At 68.4% G+C, this 16584-nt stretch carries 17 protein-coding genes and 1 pseudogene; 5 read left to right on the top strand and 13 right to left on the bottom strand.

The window, feature by feature from the left end; genetic code table 11:
• Positions 1-726, bottom strand: a pseudogene (locus tag HXX10_RS21250) (hypothetical protein); the annotation flags it as partial.
• Between the two features lie 123 nt (positions 727-849).
• Between HXX10_RS21250 and pcaB the strand changes: the two are divergent.
• On the top strand, positions 850-2241 hold the full coding sequence (pcaB, locus tag HXX10_RS21255) for a 3-carboxy-cis,cis-muconate cycloisomerase (RefSeq protein WP_296525008.1): 1392 nt from the start codon (positions 850-852) through the stop codon (positions 2239-2241).
• Between the two features lie 335 nt (positions 2242-2576).
• On the opposite strand, the gene HXX10_RS21260 is transcribed toward pcaB, so the two are convergent.
• The 4 genes from HXX10_RS21260 to HXX10_RS21275 all read right to left on the bottom strand — a co-directional run bounded on the left by HXX10_RS21260 (position 2577) and on the right by HXX10_RS21275 (position 4268).
• Entirely contained in the window at positions 2577-3218 is a 642-nt protein-coding gene (locus HXX10_RS21260) for a CDGSH iron-sulfur domain-containing protein (protein WP_296525010.1), read from the bottom strand.
• A gap of 111 nt (positions 3219-3329) precedes the next feature.
• Complete coding sequence (locus tag HXX10_RS21265) at positions 3330-3641, bottom strand: hypothetical protein (protein WP_296525012.1); 312 nt, start codon at positions 3639-3641, stop codon at positions 3330-3332.
• A gap of 70 nt (positions 3642-3711) precedes the next feature.
• Entirely contained in the window at positions 3712-3942 is a 231-nt protein-coding gene (locus HXX10_RS21270; protein ID WP_296525014.1) for a hypothetical protein, read from the bottom strand.
• Between the two features lie 122 nt (positions 3943-4064).
• On the bottom strand, positions 4065-4268 hold the full coding sequence (locus tag HXX10_RS21275; RefSeq protein WP_296525017.1) for a hypothetical protein: 204 nt from the start codon (positions 4266-4268) through the stop codon (positions 4065-4067).
• 964 nt (positions 4269-5232) lie between these two features.
• Between HXX10_RS21275 and HXX10_RS21280 the strand changes: the two genes are divergently transcribed.
• The 4 genes from HXX10_RS21280 (at position 5233) to rpsU (ending at position 8243) form a co-directional block, all read left to right on the top strand.
• Positions 5233-6411 carry a fatty acid desaturase gene (locus HXX10_RS21280; protein WP_296525019.1) on the top strand — a complete coding sequence of 393 codons (1179 nt, stop codon included), beginning with the start codon at positions 5233-5235 and terminating at the stop codon, positions 6409-6411.
• A 110-nt stretch (positions 6412-6521) separates the two neighbouring features.
• A complete protein-coding gene (locus HXX10_RS21285; RefSeq protein WP_296525021.1) occupies positions 6522-6923 on the top strand; it encodes a phasin family protein in 402 nt (133 codons plus the stop codon).
• Positions 6924-7193: 270 nt separating this feature from the next.
• On the top strand, positions 7194-7490 hold the full coding sequence (locus HXX10_RS21290; RefSeq protein WP_296525024.1) for a hypothetical protein: 297 nt from the start codon (positions 7194-7196) through the stop codon (positions 7488-7490).
• 459 nt (positions 7491-7949) lie between these two features.
• Positions 7950-8243, top strand: coding sequence for a 30S ribosomal protein S21 (gene rpsU, locus HXX10_RS21295; RefSeq protein WP_296525025.1), 294 nt, complete (start codon positions 7950-7952; stop codon positions 8241-8243).
• Between the two features lie 148 nt (positions 8244-8391).
• Here rpsU and HXX10_RS21300 read toward each other — a convergent pair whose 3' ends face one another.
• From HXX10_RS21300 to HXX10_RS21335, 8 genes are all read right to left on the bottom strand, one after another.
• A complete protein-coding gene (locus HXX10_RS21300; protein ID WP_296525028.1) occupies positions 8392-8514 on the bottom strand; it encodes a hypothetical protein in 123 nt (40 codons plus the stop codon).
• A gap of 102 nt (positions 8515-8616) precedes the next feature.
• On the bottom strand, positions 8617-8886 hold the full coding sequence (locus HXX10_RS21305; RefSeq protein ID WP_296525030.1) for a DUF1488 domain-containing protein: 270 nt from the start codon (positions 8884-8886) through the stop codon (positions 8617-8619).
• Entirely contained in the window at positions 8883-9191 is a 309-nt protein-coding gene (locus HXX10_RS21310; RefSeq protein WP_367142010.1) for a hypothetical protein, read from the bottom strand. The genes HXX10_RS21305 and HXX10_RS21310 overlap by 4 nt, the downstream gene beginning before the upstream one ends.
• 43 nt (positions 9192-9234) lie before the next feature.
• Positions 9235-9492, bottom strand: coding sequence for a hypothetical protein (locus HXX10_RS21315; protein WP_296525032.1), 258 nt, complete (start codon positions 9490-9492; stop codon positions 9235-9237).
• Positions 9493-9541: 49 nt separating this feature from the next.
• Positions 9542-9811: a hypothetical protein gene (locus tag HXX10_RS21320; RefSeq protein WP_296525034.1), complete on the bottom strand. Its 270-nt coding sequence runs from the start codon at positions 9809-9811 to the stop codon at positions 9542-9544.
• Between the two features lie 319 nt (positions 9812-10130).
• Entirely contained in the window at positions 10131-12494 is a 2364-nt protein-coding gene (locus tag HXX10_RS21325; protein WP_296525036.1) for an EAL domain-containing protein, read from the bottom strand.
• A 159-nt stretch (positions 12495-12653) separates the two neighbouring features.
• A complete protein-coding gene (locus HXX10_RS21330; RefSeq protein WP_296525038.1) occupies positions 12654-13745 on the bottom strand; it encodes a DUF2336 domain-containing protein in 1092 nt (363 codons plus the stop codon).
• A gap of 16 nt (positions 13746-13761) precedes the next feature.
• The gene (locus tag HXX10_RS21335; RefSeq protein WP_296525040.1) at positions 13762-16539 is read right to left on the bottom strand and encodes an EAL domain-containing protein; all 2778 of its coding nucleotides are present in this window, start codon (positions 16537-16539) and stop codon (positions 13762-13764) included.
• Positions 16540-16584: the final 45 nt, after the last annotated feature.

The following is a 16584-nucleotide window of genomic DNA, read 5'->3' on the forward strand; positions in this document are numbered from 1 at the left end:
GCCGCGCGGCTTCGGCCTCGCGGGCGGACGCGGCTCCGGCCGGGGCGCCGCGGCGCGGACCGGCGGCTTTTTCGGCACGGTCGGCGACGGGGCGACCTGTGGTGGGACCGGCATGGCGACCGGGTCGGGCGGCGGCGCGGCAGCCTCCACGGGGGGCGGGGCTTCCACCGGCGGCGCGGCCGCGGCGACGTCGACCGGGGTCTGGGCCGGCGTTTCGGCCGCCGCCGTCTCCGGCGGCGGGGGCTCGGGAGTCTCCGGAGCATCGGGCGCGCCAGCCGGGCGTGCCGCAGCGGAGGGCTCGGACTCCTGCTCGCCCGGAACCGGGGCGCGGCCCGCCGGGGCGTCGGCCCCCAGCACCAGCTCGACCGACATGGCTTCGAGACCGATGCTGGCGCGCGGCTCGACCGGCCGGTTGAGCAGCACATAGAGCCCGGCATGGGCCGACACCGAGACCAGCAGGGCGGCGACCAGCGCCAGCGTCCGTGACGACTCGGCGTGACGCGGTGCCGGACGTTCCTCGGCGCCCGCCGGCAGCGGCACCCGCGACGCCGGCTCGGCGCCCGGCTGCGGCCGGCGGAACGGCACGATGTTGCCGCCCTCGGGCAGCGCGCCGGCGACGACCGATCCGGGCGGCGGGGCCGGACGCGCGCCCTCTGCCAGGCGCAGCGGAGGCGCGAGGTTTTCGGCGGGCGTCGGCACGAGCCGGATATCGGGCATCTCGAGCATGGGGACAGATTGCACGGACCACCACTCTACCCTATCCGGCATAACCGCTACGATGGCTTGCCGTCGGACCCGGCCCTGCCGCCCGCGCATCCCTGCCGCGTCTGTTCCCGTGGAAGGTTCCCCATGCCTGCAACTGCCCTCGATTCGACCATCCTGCGCGACGTGTTCACGACCGCCGCGATGCGGGCGGTCTTCTCGGACGAGCACCGGCTGCAGCTCACTCTCGACATCGAGGCGGCGCTGGCCCGGGTGCAGGCCCGACTCGGCGTCATCCCGGCCGAGGCTGCGGCGGAGATCGCCCGCCACTGCACGGCCGACGCGCTCGACCTGGAGATGCTCGCACGCGACACCGAGCGGATCGGCGCCCCGGTGCAGCCGGTGGTCGCCCAGCTCACGGCCCTGTGCCGCGACGGTCTCGGCCAGTGGACGCATTACGGCGCCACCACCCAGGACGTCATGGACACGGCGAGCGTGCTGCAGATGCGCGAGGCCTTCGTGCTGATCGACGCCGACCTCGCGGCGATCGCCGATGCGCTGGCGGCGCTCGCCCACGCCCACCGCGACACCGTGATGGCGGCGCGCAGCCAGCTCCAGCACGCGATCCCGACGACGTTCGGCTTCAAGATGGCGGGCGTGCTCGCCGCCGTGCTGCGCGACCGTGCGCGGCTGACCCAACTGATGCCGCGTGTAAATGTCGGGCAGTTCGGCGGCGCCGTCGGCACGCTCGCCTCGCTCGGCGACAAGGGGCCGGCCGTGCACGACGCCCTGATGGCGGAGCTGGGGCTCGGCACGCCGGAAATCGCCTGGCACACGGCGCGCGACCGCATCGCCGAGGCCGGCGGCTTTCTGGCGCTGGTCGCCGGCACCTGCGGCAAGCTCGCCCGCGACGTGACGCTGCTGATGCAGACCGAGGTCGCCGAGGCGACGGAAGCGGCCGCGCCGGGGCGGGGCTCGTCGAGCACCATGCCGCAGAAGCGCAATCCGGTTTCGTCCGTGATGATCTCGGCAGCCGTGCCGGTGGTGCGCCAGCTCGCCGGCAGCCTCTACGAGGCGATGGTGGAGGACCACGAGCGGGCCAGCGGGGCGTGGCAGACCGAGTGGATCGTGGTGCCGGAAATTTTTTGCCTCGCCGCCGGCGTGCTGGCTCATACGCGGGCGCTGGCGGCTGGTCTGTCCGTCGATCCGGCCCGCATGCGCGAAAACCTGGCGATCACCAAGGGCCTCGTCACGGCCGAGGCGGTCGCCATGGGGCTGGCGCCGACGCTCGGCCGTGCCCACGCGCACCACCTGGTTGCCGAGATTTCGCGCGAGGTGCTGAAGACCGGCCGCCCACTGGCGGAGCTGCTGGCCGGGAATGCCGAGGTGACGCGCCATCTCGATCGCGCCGCGATCGAGCGGCTGTGCGATCCGGCGCACTACACCGGTGCAGCCGGCGAGATGGTCGACCGGGTGCTGGCCCTGCACGCGGCCTCGGCACCGGCGGATCGCCAGGCGAGGCAACAGCAACTGCGCTGATCGGGAAACGACATCTGATCAGGTGCTGATCAGACTCCGATCAGACGTCGAAACACTGCTGATACCAGCCTTCACAGGTTTTTCCCCCTCGCGTCATGGCCGGGCTTGACCCGGCCATCCATCAAGCTACTGAAAATAAGATCCATTCTAGCGATGGATACGCGGGTCGAGCCCGCGTATGACGAGTCAGAGAGAGTATGCGACGGCTTGTATGATGGATAGAATCCGACGCTTGATAACCGAGTCGAAGAGGCTGCAACGACGCGCGGCGAAGTCCTTGCTCGACCCAGAGCAGACGCCGGTCCTTTGCTCGAGAAAAGACGGTCCGGCAACGCTCAGACGGGGGCAGCCGTAAACCCGACCTTCGCGTGTGCACCGTCGCAAAATGGTTTCGATCCCGACTGGCCGCAGCGGCAAAGGGCGGCATGTGCGGTCTTGACGATGGTGTGTCCGGTTCCCGTGACAATCTCTACCGGGCCGGCGATCAAAAGAGGTCCGTTGGCGACGCCCTTGATCGTCACTCTACCCGACCGCGATGCCAATTCTTCATCGGGGCGTGGCGCGGCTTCGCCGGAGGCGGAGAAAGATGCGGCAGCATGACTGCCGTCGCAGAAGGGCTTTTTGCCCGACGCACCGCATCGGCAAAGCGTGGCGCGCAAGAGGGTGTCCGGACCCAGCGAAAGCTCGGCATGAACGGCAAGCGGGCCGTTCTCCCTGACGCGAATGACGTTGACCATCGGCGGTTGCTCGCCCGGACCGCCGTCGGTCCTTTCGAACGAGATCGTCCCGGATGGGCAGTCATGCGCGAGCTCGATGATCTCGGCGGTCGTCGCCTTCTCCGGATGCAGCCATTCGCCTTCGACATTCGGGACAAAGACATCCGGACGCGACAGGACACAATTGCGCGAGTGAATGCACTTATCGCCGTCGAATATCAGGCGCAGGCCCGATCCGGGGACAACTTCGATCTTCGACATGCTTCTCTCTACGGCTGCCTGGCGTTCGGGGCGAGGGCGAGGGGGAGCCCACCGTGACGCAGCGGCAGGCAGAAACAACAGGCGCCGATCATGCGTGACAGCATGCGGCCACTAGTCCGACAGCACCGACACCACCGAACCCGCGGCGGGCTGCGCCGGGGTCGGGGCCGGTTGCACGGCTGTACGTTCGACCGGCTGTCTGTAGCCGATCGCCGCCAGTGCCTGCTGGGCGAGGCGCGCCGGATCCCGCTCGCCTTGATCGGCCAGCGCCATGATGTGCATGGCCGCCGCCATCTTCACGAGCGTGAGGGCGTGGCCACAATGCAGCTCGGCGCACACTTTGTCGAAGGCGGCCTCCATGGCCACGATGGTGGGGGGATCGAACGTGAACTGCGGCGGAAAGCCCGGAAAGTTGCCAGCCATGAGACCTGCCTTCTGTGAAATCCTGCCTTCGCCGCCCGGCGCGCCGCCTGTCGGGGCGTCGCCCTCGGCATCATTCCTCCGTGTCGTCGCGATCTGGCCCCGGCCGCTCCTTCAGGACGAACACCACGCGATGGCCGGATTGCCAATCGGCCATGATCCGACCACAGACCTCGCAGTGGGCGGAGCTGCGATCCTGCACCAGCGTCTCTTCGACGTGGACCGAATACAGGGCTCCGCAGCTCTCGCAGGTGAAGTCGCCGCTGCCCACGGCCGTCTCCCAGATCCTGGCCATGACCAACATGCCTAGCCTCCGGCGATCCCAGGAGGCGCCGCCGCTGCGACGCCATTCGCATCCGCACGCGTTCCGAGCAAGCGCCGGGCGGCGGCCGGCTTACGCTGGACGCCGCGCTACTCGGCGGCTCGTCACGACGATCCGACCGGGCTTTCGATCTCGCTCTCCTTGACGACGCGTTCATACTGCTCGCGACCGCTCTTGATCCGGTACTGATAGTCACCCTCGGCGAAGGGAAGTTGCCGAACGACCTCATAGAGGCCCGTAGCCGCATTGCGGAACGGAAACCCATTGACGATCCGGACGCTCTGCCCGGTACGAAACTTGTGAAGCATTGTCACGACTCCCCGAACGGCACCTGAACTGCGGTCTTCCACTCGCGTCCACATCCTGTGCATCGCCAGTGATGAACGATGTGCGCGGTCTCGCCAGGCCAGCCTTCGACGAAGTCCGATCGGATCGGCGCGACCGCCCATGCCCCGTCGCAGGACGGACACGCTTCGGGCGGCGGAGGACCGACCGGCAGAGGACCGACCATCGGCCGATCGTGTGTCGGAAGTCCGGGCACGGCGCGGCTCACCGGATCGCCGGACACCAATCGCGGCAGCCGGCGACGACCATTCTCGTCGATCATGGTCTCAGGGGTGGCCTCTGTCACGCCGGCTCCTGGTTCGAGGCGGGAGCACGAACGGTCTCTCGGCCAGCGGCGGCCCTTCATCGTGCCGGTGGTTGTACATATGTGGGGTCTCCGCCGACGATCGTCGAGGTTTTTTTTCGCCGGAGGACGGGAGCACCGCCCCCACATCCGCTGGCGAACCGCGCGGATGACAATCATTGGCGTCAGCGCCGGTCCAAGCGACAGACGCCCGTTTTACGGGCAACGTGAAATATCGTGTCGCCGGCCGGCTTTCCCTCTTGCCAATTCATGATCAGGTGCGCAACTTGTGTGTGCAGGCTCGTCGCGACCTCCCGAGCGAGCCGCGATCCAAGCAGATGTGACGGCGATCTTCGTGACGGCCTCTCTCGCGGGCCTGATTCATGAAGGCCTCCTGTGTGCTCCGGCATTCGTCCGGCCTGCTGCGGCGACACCATCGCCGTAGTCATGTCGCAACGCTTCAGCGACACCTCCGCGACGTCCATGCCGTCGCGACGTCCATGACATTGACCCCGCGTCGCGCATTCGACGCCGCGGGCCGCTCGTGCGGAAGGCCTTCGCTCGGCCTTTCCGGCACGGCGGGGGCGACCCGGCCCGACACCCGACCACGCTCGAGCGACGGAGTCCCGAGAGGGAACGCCCCGATGCATCATGACGCCGACTCCCCCGCGGCCGAGGCCGGCCGGCACGACGACCACAACGACATCGTCTATCCGTCCGCCGTTCCGTTCGTGCTGGTTCATCTCGCCTGTTTCGGCGCCATATGGTCCGGCGTGACCATCGAGGCGGTCGCCATCTGCTTTGGTCTCTATTGGCTGCGCATCTTCGCGATCACGGCCGGCTATCATCGCTACTTCTCGCACCGGGCCTATACGACCAGCCGTGCGTTCCAGTTCGTTCTCGCCGTGCTGGCGCAGAGCACCGCGCAGAAGAGCGTGCTGTGGTGGGCCGCAAAGCATCGGCATCATCACCTCCATTCCGATACCGTGAACGACGTGCACTCGCCGCGCCGCAGCGGCTTCCTGTACAGCCATCTCGGCTGGATCTTCGCCCGGCGCAACGACGCCACCGACCTCGGCAAGGTCGCGGATCTGGCACGCTATCCGGAGATCGCCTGGCTGCACCGGCACGAGCTGGTGTCGCCGATCGTCCTCGCCGTGCTGTGCTTTCTCGTCGCCGGCTGGTCCGGCCTGATCGTCGGTTTCTTCTGGAGCACCGTGCTGCTCTATCACGCGACCTTCTGCATCAACTCGCTCGCCCATGTGCTCGGCAGCAAGCGCTACGTGACGGGTGACGACTCCCGCAACAACTGGGCGCTGGCGCTGGTCACCATGGGCGAAGGCTGGCACAACAATCACCATGCCTTCCAGAGCAGCGCCCGCCAGGGCTTTCGCTGGTGGGAGATCGACGCGACCTACTACATCCTGAAGGCGCTGTCCTGGATCGGCGTGGTCTGGGACCTGAAGGCGCCGCCCGAGCAGGTGCTGAAGAACGAGCAGCGGCTCGGCCGCAAGGTGATCGACCGCGCCGCCGAGGACCTCGCCGCCCGCTTCAACGCCGACCGCATCGCCGCTGCGGTGGTGACGACGCTGCAAGGGCCCGAGCTCGCGGCGCTGCGCGCGACGCTCGCCCGTGCCCAACAGCGCACCGCCGATGCGCTGGCGACGCTGCATCTGCAATATCTCCCTTCGCGCGAGGAGCTTGTCGCGGAAGCCCGGCGCATGTTCGCGAAAACCCGCTCGCTCGACGCCATCGTCGACCGGGCCCACGAGCTGCTGCTCGCCTCGGTCGGAGCCCGCCTCGCCGGCGCGGCACTGACGTAGCAGAATCGTCCGCCGACCTGCGGGCAACGCCCGCCCGGCGGACGATCACGTGCGAGGACCTGCGTCCGGCTCGGCCGAGGGCCAGCCCGGCACATCATCAGGAGATCGTCATGCCTCTCTCGTCCTTCGGAATGTCAAACGACGCAGCCGGTGTGAAGAAGATGGCGGAGCAAGGCCTGGAGCCGATCAACGCCGCCATCTCCAGCTACCTTCGAATGTTCCAGGGCGGCATGTCCGGGATGCCGAGCATACCGGGGATGAACGGCGTTCCGGGCGGCGGCGCAGGCGAGCTCGGCACCAAGATGTTGAGCTATGCGGGCCGCAACATGACCACCGCCTTCACCTTCGTGCAGTCTCTGATGGAGGCCCGCGACATCCGCCAGGTGCTCGAGCTGCAGACCGAGTTCGTCCAGTCGCAGATGCATGCGATGACGGAGCAGATCAGCGATCTCGGGCGGACCGCGATGACGGCCATGGCGGACTCAGCCAAACCCGCCGGCAAGTCGAGCTGACCTGACGGGGGGGGGCCTTACGGGACTGCCGCGGCCGGGGCTCGTGCGCCGGCCCGACCCGCGGCGGCACGGCCGCGCCGGCGCCTTGCACGGTGTGGTTTCTTTTCGAGCTTTTTTGATCGAGATCAGCATCCGGGAGGGTCTTCCGGTGTTGGAAGGCATTCTGGGGGAGTAGACTCGCGTCGAGGCCATGAGCCCAGGCCGACACCGCACCGGCTATGCAGCCCTCGTCACCGGGCATTCTGCGGGTCGCCGTCAGGAGAACTCGCGATGCGCCTCCCGCCGGAGCTTTTGCATGTCTCGGTGATCCGGGACGAGGACGAGGCCATGTCGACGCTGAGCCACGCGCTCACCACGTCCGGCTGCCAGGACCAGGACGTGCGGGTGCTGTGTGCCCTGCTGATCGCCAAAGCCGCCATCGTCGCGGTGAGCCGGGTCACCGGCCAGGTCGTGCTCGGCTTTCACCGGATCGAGACCCCGCGACGGCAGCGATGGTTCACCATCGGCTCGGGCGGCGTGAGCTTCGTCTGGGAAACCGACGACGACGACCAGGCGACGCTGCAATAGCCCCTTGCAGATCGCCGGAGCGCAAGGCAGCACGGATCTCCTGCATACGGGGCGCCCAAGAAAACGGTGGCTATTTCTCCGCCGACGCTCCATGGTGCGGGAGCGGTCGGATGTCGCCTCGGCTCACCTCGCGCCGAGGGATCGATTCACGTCCCGTCGGACCTGAAAGCCGCCCTCGTCCGCCCGTCCGATTCAGCGACTCCTAGGGCAGACGTGCCGGCGTGACGAACCGTGGACGTCACCACGCGTCACCGAACGATGTGCAATGGCCATCGCCAGGTTCGTGCAGCCGGGTCCGTGTGACAGGCCCCGGTGATCGAGTCTGTATGGCGCAGCCTTGCACGGAGCGCTGCCACGACGATGTCGATGCGCGCTGCCGGCCCGGCACGCCATTCGCCGTTTCGCGTTTCGCCGGTCCGCTGTCCGCGAGGGCGCGACCCGCCAAGAGGAGTGACAGGTTTGCAGGTTTTCGTACGCGACAACAACGTCGATCAGGCGCTTCGGGTTCTGAAGAAGAAGATGCAGCGCGACGGCGTGTTCCGGGAGATGAAGCGACGGCGCTTCTACGAGAAGCCGTCGGAGCGCGCCAACCGCGAGAAGGGCGAGGCCGTGCGGCGCGCCCGCAAGCTCGCCCGCAAGAAGGCGGTGCGCGAAGGCTTGCTCCCTGCTCCGAAGAAAAAGAAGATCGAGCCGGGCCGCGGCGGTGCCGGCGGCGGCGGCGCGATGCGGTTCCCCGCCCCGCTGGCCGCTTGACGCGGCCGATGGCTCGGGTTCGCGGTCAATCCACGGATCGATCGCGCAGATGGATTGCTTCGGCGGATCGCGCTCGGCGTTCGATCGCGACGGATCCGCGTCGCCGCGCGCTTTACGCGTGGCGGCGACCTGACATCGCCGCCGGCGATCAGAAGAAATCGGTGAAGTTGAAGAGGATCAGGAAGGCGACGAACAGAACCGCCATGCCGAAGACGGCGGTCTGAACCAGACGGCGGAGCAGAAGTCCGGCGTCGATGCTCGTGGTGGTCACGGAACCTCCCGGTTCGAGTGAGTCATCGAGCGGACCGTCCGTCCGATGCGGCAGTGCCTGCGGGCCGGACGACGCGGCGCCTTCGGAGCGCTGCGGCCGCCCTCAAAAATCGCTCCCGTCGAGATCGTAGGAACCGCGGCTGCCGCGCACATAGATGCGCGTGGCGGCGCGATGAATCTGGTCCACGTGGGAGTCGAACACGCGCAGCATCTCCGACTCGCCCGTCGGGGTTCCAGGCTGGATCCGCTGCAGCGCGCCTTCCGTCACGAAGAAGGTGGTCTCCAACGCGCCGTCGGAGCCCCAGAACCGCACGGCCCGGCGGGTCGCGTCGAAGCAGCGGCTGCGATTGGGGAACTGTACTGACATGGTCATGTGTCCGATCCGCCCGAAAGCCGCTTGAACTCCTCGAGCACGTCGGCGATCAGCCTTTGTCGGCGCGGATCCTGCGCGGCCGGGCTCGTTGCGAACAGCGACAGGAGATAATGCGCCTTCTCGGCCGCCTCGGGCCAGGTCTGGGACGGCAGCGCGAGCAGGCGGTTCTCCAGCTCGAGCTGACGCTCCTGCAGGGCCTTCGCGTTCGCCTCGACGTCGGAACGCAGGCGGCGCAGCTCGGTCGCGTGCTGGGCAGCCATGCCGCGGTGCAGGTCGAGATCGATGGTGCTGTCGGTCATCTCCATCCTCACATCCGTCCGCGCCCGGCTCGCACCGGCGGCACTGCACTCAGCCGGCCCTCGCCACGGCCCGGCGCGCCAGCGGAAAGGAGCCGCTCTCGTAGAGGCGGCGGATCCCGACAGCGTCGAAGCGCCCCTCCTCCACCTCCAGATAGGCCCCCGCGAAAAGCTCCCGCGGAAGCTCCTCGACGGCGAAGCGGACCGCTTCCGCGGCCCGGTCGAATCGCCGATAGGAGAGCTGGTAACGCGCCTTGCGGCTGCGCGAGGGAAACAGCTCCGCTGCGCTCTCCCAGTCGATCCCATCCATCGCTCGTTCTCCTCGTATCCGTCGTCGCTCCCGGCCGTCGTCCTGACCATCAGCGCAGCATCAGGGTTTCGCGCGGTGGCCCGCCCGGAACCGCCTTGAACGAGCTCCACTCGCGCCCGCATCTGTCGCAGGTCCAGTGTTGGACGATGCGCCCGGGACCCACGAGGGCCGACACCAGCGGCGCGGCGGCGAGCCGGCCGCACGACCGGCACAAGGCTCGGTCCCCGTCGCCGGTCGGCTGATCGACGGCGGAAGACGTCGCCGGAATGCCGAGGAGATGCCGCACGAGACGACGCAGGCCGAACGGAATGCCCGCCATCACGAGCGACCTCGGCGCAACGCCCCATTTGATCCGCCGGTCGGAACGGGACCGTCGCGCTCGAAACAAAGGCGCTGCAGCGAGCACCGCGCAGCACGGCAAATCCGAGCTGAGACAACCGGGTTCCGAGCTGCGACAACAGGCGCGGCGGACAGATGACTTCCGATGTCAGCGTGCATATCGCTCCGCCGGTCGTACGGAAGATCCCGGACTCACGCCAAATCCCGGCACCGCACGTCGTCTTCTCCGCGCCATCGGCACTATGGGCGCATCACGCGTGCTTGGCGAGCGATATTTCCGACGTGCAGCGCGCGCGGCGTCAGGTCCGGTGCGCGCGACGCGAGGCGCTGGCGGGCCGGAGTGTCGGTGCGATCGTAGCGGCCAGCGCCTTCAGGCGCGAGAGCTCGTAGGCCCCCACGAACGCAGCCAGCTCGTCGGCGGGCAGCGGCCGGCTGAACAGGAAGCCCTGCATCTCGTCGCAGGCGCGCTCGCGCAGGAACGCCTCCTGGGCCTCGGTCTCGACCCCTTCGGCCACGATCGTGAGATCGAGTGCCTTGCCGAGCGCCACGATCGCCTCGGCGATAGCCTTGTCCTCCGGATCGGTGAGCACGTCGCGCACGAAGACGCGGTCGATCTTGATCGTGTCGATCGGGAACTGCTTGACCAGCGCCATCGACGAGTAGCCGGTGCCGAAATCGTCGATCGCCAGGTGGATGCCCTTGGTCCGCACGGCCGCCAGCAGCGGCAACGCGCGGGCGAGATTCTGCATCACCATGCTCTCGGTGATCTCGAGCTCCAGAAGGTCCGGCGGCAGCCCGGATTCGGCCAGCGCCTGCTCGATGTCGCCGAGCAGGCTCTCGTCGGCGAACTGTCGGGGCGACAGATTGACGGCGACCCGCAGCGGCGCGAGCCCCTGGCGCTGCCATGCCATGCTCTGCAAGCAGGCCTGCGCCAGCACCCAGCGGCCGATCGGCACGATCAGGCCGGTCTCTTCCGCCAGCGGAATGAACCGGCCGGGCGCCAGCATCCCGAGCTCGGGATGCCGCCAGCGCAGCAGCGCTTCGGCGCCCGACACGGCGCCGGTCGCCAGGCGGCGCTTCGGCTGGTAATGGAGCACGAGCTCGTTGCGCTCCAGCGCACCGCGCAGGCTCGTCTCCAGCATCAGCCGCTCGATCGAGCGACCCTCGATCGCCGGGGTGAACATGCGGACGCAGCTCCGGCCCTCGTCCTTGGCGAGATACATGGCGGCGTCGGCGTTGCGCGCCAGCGTCTGCTCGTCCAGCCCGTCGATCGGATAGAAGGCGACCCCGATGCTGACCGAGACCCGGCACTCCTGGCCGAGCACCACGATGGGCGCCACCACGGCCGCGAGGATCGCGCGGGCCACCGTCCGGGCCTGCTCCTCGTCGGCGGCACGGCGCAACAGGACGATGAACTCGTCGCCGCCGAGTCGCGACACCACGTCGGCGGGATCGACGCAACGGGCGAGGCGGGCCGCGACCTCCTTGAGCAGCGTGTCGCCAGCCGTGTGGCCGAGCGTGTCGTTGACGAACTTGAAGCGGTCGAGGTCGAGGAACATGACGGCGAAGCGCTGATGGCTGGTCTGCGCGGCCGCGATCGTCTCCTCGAGCGTCTGGCTGAACAGGGTGCGGTTGGGCAGGCCGGTGAGCTCGTCATGGGTGGCGAGCCACTGCGCCCGCGCCTCGGCCCGCTCCCGCTCGGTGACGTCCTCGAACAGCACCACGGAGCCGCCGTCGGTGATCGGCCATTGCGACAGCAAGATGGTGCGGCCGCCGGCGAGCTCCATCTTGGAGTTGCTCGGCATGCCCCCGGCGAGCCTCTGCTCGAAGAAGACCGTCATCTCGTCCAGACTGCGCCCCGGATGATTGCCGGCCGCGACGCTCTCCTGCAGCATGTCGCGCACCGACATGCCCGGCCGGAAGGTGCCGGGCGGCAGGCCGTAGAGCTCGCACATGCGCCGGTTGCTGACGGCCAGCCGGCCGCGGCGGTCGAACATGCAGAGCCCGTGCGACATGTTGCTCAGCGCCGCGTCGAACCGCAGGTTCTGGGCGGCGAGCGAGTGCGCCAGCGCGGTCTTCTCGCGGTTGGCCATCAGATGCCGCAGGCTGCGATTGCCGAGATAGACTGCGATCTCGGCGGCGGCGACGAAGTACAGACCGGTGACGACGGCAAGCGCAAGATAGGCCGATCCGCCGTGCAGCAGAGCGCCGAGCGAGATCGGCGCCAGCGTCAGGGCGATCTGGCCGACCGCGATACGCGGGCGGCCGGCGTTGCGGGTGGTCGCTCCCGCCGTGTAGCCGATCGTGGTGGCGTCGACGAGCAGGTGGGCGACCGGATCGTCGACCTGCACGAAGCAGACGAAGCACAGCCCCCCGAGCGTGCCGGCGAATACCCAGGCTCCGAGGAGCCAGCGCCACTCCCACCGGCGCAATGTTTCCAGGTCGGTGTCCGGGCCGACCGGCCGGGACCGGTAGGACACGACGAGCAGCCCGCGGGCCGCCGCGATCAGCGCCAGCGCGGCCGTGATGGCGGCGAGCCACGCGCTCCCGGTCCGGGCGCTGACGATCACGCCGATCAGGATGCTGCAGCTCCAGCCGACGACGAGCGAGCCGATCGGCGCGTAGAGGCTGTCGATCAGCTCCGCCAGGACGTCCGAAGGCAAGGGTCCGGACCCACAATGGTCGATCGTCCGCAGCCGCCCCATTGCCCGCATGCACAGTCCCGCCATTGCGGACGGTATCGTAGAACCAGAGGCTTAAGGGATCGTCTCCGAAGGCGCGACGCGGGCCGTCAGAGCCTGTTCGAGAGCCCAAACAGGCTGTCAGGTCCGCGTGGTGGCGACGCGCCCGCGCAGGCGAAGGAACTGCACGGCCTTGCGGGCCGTTTCCGGCCGCAGCTTGGTGAACGCCGCGAGTTGGTCGCTGCCGGGGTCGTCGGCGGTGCCGCCGGCCCGCAGCCGCAGGATGGCCTTGGTGGTGTTCCACGACAGACCGACCGCCTTGGCGAGCAGGATCACCAGCTCGGGACGCGGCTGCACCATGGCGCGCTCGCAGGCCTCGACCGGCAGATCGGCCATGACCGACAACGCGACCGTGGTCTCGTCGAACCGACCGGTCGCCGCGAACTCCCGGACCTTGGCCTCGTCGAGCGCGCCGAACCGGCGCAGCCCCTCGACGGCGCGGCGCGCCTCGGTGTAGTCGCCGGACAGCCGCCGGACCGACGCCTGCACCCGCTCGGACACGTCCGACAGCATCTCGCGCAGGAGCTTCGCACTCGGCCCGTCGACCGACTGCAAGGTCCGCCGCACGTTCTCCGACGCCACATCGAACAGCCGCAGCAGGTGCTGCCGCGGAATGTCCTGCCGGACGAACACCCCCACGGCCATCAAGTCGTCGTCCTTGGAACGTTCCACCAGCATGCCGTGGCCTCGCTCCGAGAACCGCACCCCGGCATTGGCCACCGTCGACAAGGCGACGGCACGGTCGCCGCGCTCGACCAGAACGTCCGACACCGCCTCGCTGACGGTCGCCCGCTTGGAGATGGCGAGCAGGTGTTCCTGGCTGGCCGTGGCGGCGGTCTGGAGCAGGATGTCGTCGGCGAGGCGTTGCGATTCCGTCAGGACGGGACCGGCGACGTCGATCGCCTCGTCCTGGGCCAGCTTGCGGATCAGGTTCTGCGGCGCGTTCGGGATGGCGGCGAGCCGACGCGCCATGGCGGCACGGACCGTCGTTTCCATCTCGCCGATCAGCCGCACCATCACGTCGTCGAACAGCGCGACCTCGTCCTCGCCGTAATCGGCGGCGCTGCCGAGGAACAGATCCGTGATCCGCCGCAACGCATCGGCCCGATAGCCGATCGCGCGGTTGGACAGGGCTTCCTCGAGCTCCTCGATGATGGTGTGCTTGTTGCTCATCGTGTTGCGCCGTATGTCACGCCGTCACCCTTTCGACGCGCCCCTGCACCGCCGTGCCGATGCCCGACTCCGCCCCCTCGGCCGCGAGGTCGAGCGCACCGGACGGAGCCGGGCGGCCGATCAGATAACCCTGCACCTGGTGGACGCCGGCCGCCCGCAGCGCTTGGAGCTGCGACTCGGTCTCCACCCCTTCGGCGACCGTGACCATGTCGAGCGAGCGGCCGAGATTGATGATCGCGCAGACGATCGCCCCGCAATGATCGTGCGTCAGCAGATCGCGGGTGAACGAACGGTCGATCTTGAGCTTGTCGAACGGGAAGGCCGTGAGATAGCTCAGCGACGAATAGCCGGTGCCGAAATCGTCGAGCGCGACCGAGATGCCGAGATTCCTGAGCTGGTGCAAGGTCGAGAGATGGTCGGCTTCCCATTCGAGCAGCACGCGCTCGGTGATCTCGATCTCCAGCCGTTCGGGCGCCAGCCCGGAATCGACCAGCGCGCACATGATCACGTCGAGCAAATTGGTCTTGCGGAACTGGACCGGCGAGATGTTGATGGCGATCTTCACGTCCTCGGGCCAGGTCGCCGCCTCGGCGCAGGCGGTCTGGAGAATCCACTCGCCGAGCGTTCCGACGAGCCCGGTGTCCTCCGCCATGGCGATGAAGCGGTCCGGCGCGATCAGCCCCTGGTCGGGATGGTTCCACCGGACCAGCGCCTCCATGCTGCGCAGCCTCCGATTGCCGGCGTCGACCAGCGGCTGGTAGTGGAGCTCGAACTCGTTCCGCTCCAGCCCCTCGCGGAAGTCGACCTCCAGTCGGTGACGTTCGTCGGCCGTGGCGGCCATCGCCTCGTCGAAAAACGCAAAGCCGCTCCGTCCCGCCGTCTTGATGGCGTAGAGCGCGAGATCGGCCTTCTTCATCAGCTCGTCGGCGTCGACGGCGTCCTTCGGCGCCATGGCGATGCCGATGCTGGCTCCGACCACAACCTTGTGGCCGTCGATGGCGAACGGACGGTCGATCAGCTCGATGATGCGGCTGGCGAGCACGATGGCGCTTTCGCGCATGATCTCGGTAGCGTCGCCACAGGCTACGAAATCGCGCGGCGGCGTCTGGATCACGGCGAACTCGTCGCCGCCGAGCCGGGCCAGCACGTCCTCGGCCCGAAGCGCACCCTTGAGCCGCGCGGCCAACTCCTTCAGCAGAGCGTCGCCGGCCGCATGCCCGAGCGAGTCGTTGACGTGCTTGAAGCGGTCGAGATCGAGCATGAGCACCGAGAAGGGCAGATTCTCGATTTCCAGGCGCCGGTGAGCGACCTCGATCTGCTCCAGGAAATGCACGCGATTGGCGACGCCGGTGAGAATGTCGTTCTCGGCGAGCCGCCGGATTTTTTCCTCGGTATGCCGCCGTTCCGTGACGTCCTCGTGGGTGGACAGCCAGCCGCCGCCCTCCATGGGCTGATTGACGACCGCGACGATACGGCCGTCTCCGAGCGACAGCTCGTGGTTCGTCGGCCCCGGACGCAGCACGCGGTCCAGGATCGCGGCCACCACCTTGTCGACGGCGACGGGATCCCCGGCGAGCTCCCGGCAGCCGCCGATCAGGTCCTGCAAGGACGTGCCAGGCACCGTCTGCTCGTCCGAAAGCCCGTAGAGTCGCCGGTATCGCTCGTTGCAGACGACCAGGCGCGCCGCGCCGTCGAACAAGGTGAGCCCCTGGCTCATGTTGTTGAGGGCGGCATCGAACCGCTGGTTTTGGGTCTGCAGCGCAGCCTGGTGGGCCTGCAGCGCGTCGTGCTCGCGCTCGAGCGCCCGCGACTTCTCGGCCAGCGAGGCCTCCGAGGCGCTCAGCGAGCGGTACTGCCGGCCCATGAGACAGAGGAGGACGAGCGCGGCGCCGACGAACACCAGGGTCGCGGCGACCGTCACCATCGTGCGGATGCGCCAAGTCTCCAGAAGCACGTCTTCCGGAACCGCGATATGGGCGACGAACGGATAGCCACGAATCGGATGGACGGCCACCCACCGTGCCACATTGTCGAACACGCCGGGCGACCGAAAGCTGCCGCCCCCTTTGGCGACCGTCGTATACCACGGCGACGACGCCGGGAGCTGCAGGCCGGTGCGATCCTCGGCGTCCGGGAAGCGCACGAACACCCGCCCGTCCGTCCGGGTGAGTGCGAAGTTCCGGCTGTGCAGTCCTTCAACCGCGTTGTAGATCTGCTCGAAATACCGCGTTCGCAGGCTGACGAAGACGACACCGAGGAACCGATGGTCCGGCGAGTTGAGGCGCCGGCCGAAGACCAGCGTCTTCTCGCCGTCGACGCGGTTCAGCAGCGGCATCGGCGTGCTCAGCCGGTCGTCGTCGTTGGCCGCGAGGTCCTGGAAATACTCGCGGTCCGCCACGTCGATACCGGACGCCGGCAAGCTGGCCGTGGAGACGATCACACGACCACGGCTGTCGGTCACGGCGATGTTGAAGGCTTGCGGCAGGTAGCCGAGCCGTTGCCGCATCAGCTCCCGAAAGGCCTGAGTGTCGTCGATATGCGGGGCGGCTATTTCTGCCGGACCGTCGCTGCTGTCGATCCGCGTCTGCAGCTCGCGGAGGACGATGTCGACCGCCTGGAGCGAGCGGCCGAGCTGGCCGGCGAGCACGACCGCGACATCGTGGGCGCCGCGCACGCCGCCTCGGATTTCGTGGTTGCGGTCGATCCAGACGGCGACGCCGACCGCACCCGTCGCCAGTCCGAGGACCAGGACGACGGCAGCAGACAAGGCTCGGAACGTCCGCGAACGGGACATGGAGCGTCTCGAGATCCTGATGACTGACCGGGGGGCAGGCTCAGT

This window comes from Rhodoplanes sp., from assembly GCF_013377085.1.
Taxonomy (GTDB): Bacteria; Pseudomonadota; Alphaproteobacteria; order Rhizobiales; family Xanthobacteraceae; genus Rhodoplanes.

Excerpts from the sequence above, each read along its gene's own strand:
- pcaB (WP_296525008.1), top strand. The coding sequence starts at position 850 with ATGCCTGCAACTGCCCTCGATTCGACCATCCTGCGCGACGTGTTCACG.
- HXX10_RS21260 (WP_296525010.1), bottom strand. The coding sequence starts at position 3,218 with ATGTCGAAGATCGAAGTTGTCCCCGGATCGGGCCTGCGCCTGATATTC.
- HXX10_RS21265 (WP_296525012.1), bottom strand. The coding sequence starts at position 3,641 with ATGGCTGGCAACTTTCCGGGCTTTCCGCCGCAGTTCACGTTCGATCCC.
- HXX10_RS21270 (WP_296525014.1), bottom strand. The coding sequence starts at position 3,942 with ATGTTGGTCATGGCCAGGATCTGGGAGACGGCCGTGGGCAGCGGCGAC.
- HXX10_RS21275 (WP_296525017.1), bottom strand. The coding sequence starts at position 4,268 with ATGCTTCACAAGTTTCGTACCGGGCAGAGCGTCCGGATCGTCAATGGG.
- HXX10_RS21280 (WP_296525019.1), top strand. The coding sequence starts at position 5,233 with ATGCATCATGACGCCGACTCCCCCGCGGCCGAGGCCGGCCGGCACGAC.
- HXX10_RS21285 (WP_296525021.1), top strand. The coding sequence starts at position 6,522 with ATGCCTCTCTCGTCCTTCGGAATGTCAAACGACGCAGCCGGTGTGAAG.
- HXX10_RS21290 (WP_296525024.1), top strand. The coding sequence starts at position 7,194 with ATGCGCCTCCCGCCGGAGCTTTTGCATGTCTCGGTGATCCGGGACGAG.
- HXX10_RS21305 (WP_296525030.1), bottom strand. The coding sequence starts at position 8,886 with ATGACCATGTCAGTACAGTTCCCCAATCGCAGCCGCTGCTTCGACGCG.
- HXX10_RS21310 (WP_367142010.1), bottom strand. The coding sequence starts at position 9,191 with ATGGAGATGACCGACAGCACCATCGATCTCGACCTGCACCGCGGCATG.
- HXX10_RS21315 (WP_296525032.1), bottom strand. The coding sequence starts at position 9,492 with ATGGATGGGATCGACTGGGAGAGCGCAGCGGAGCTGTTTCCCTCGCGC.
- HXX10_RS21320 (WP_296525034.1), bottom strand. The coding sequence starts at position 9,811 with ATGGCGGGCATTCCGTTCGGCCTGCGTCGTCTCGTGCGGCATCTCCTC.
- HXX10_RS21330 (WP_296525038.1), bottom strand. The coding sequence starts at position 13,745 with ATGAGCAACAAGCACACCATCATCGAGGAGCTCGAGGAAGCCCTGTCC.
- HXX10_RS21335 (WP_296525040.1), bottom strand. The coding sequence starts at position 16,539 with ATGTCCCGTTCGCGGACGTTCCGAGCCTTGTCTGCTGCCGTCGTCCTG.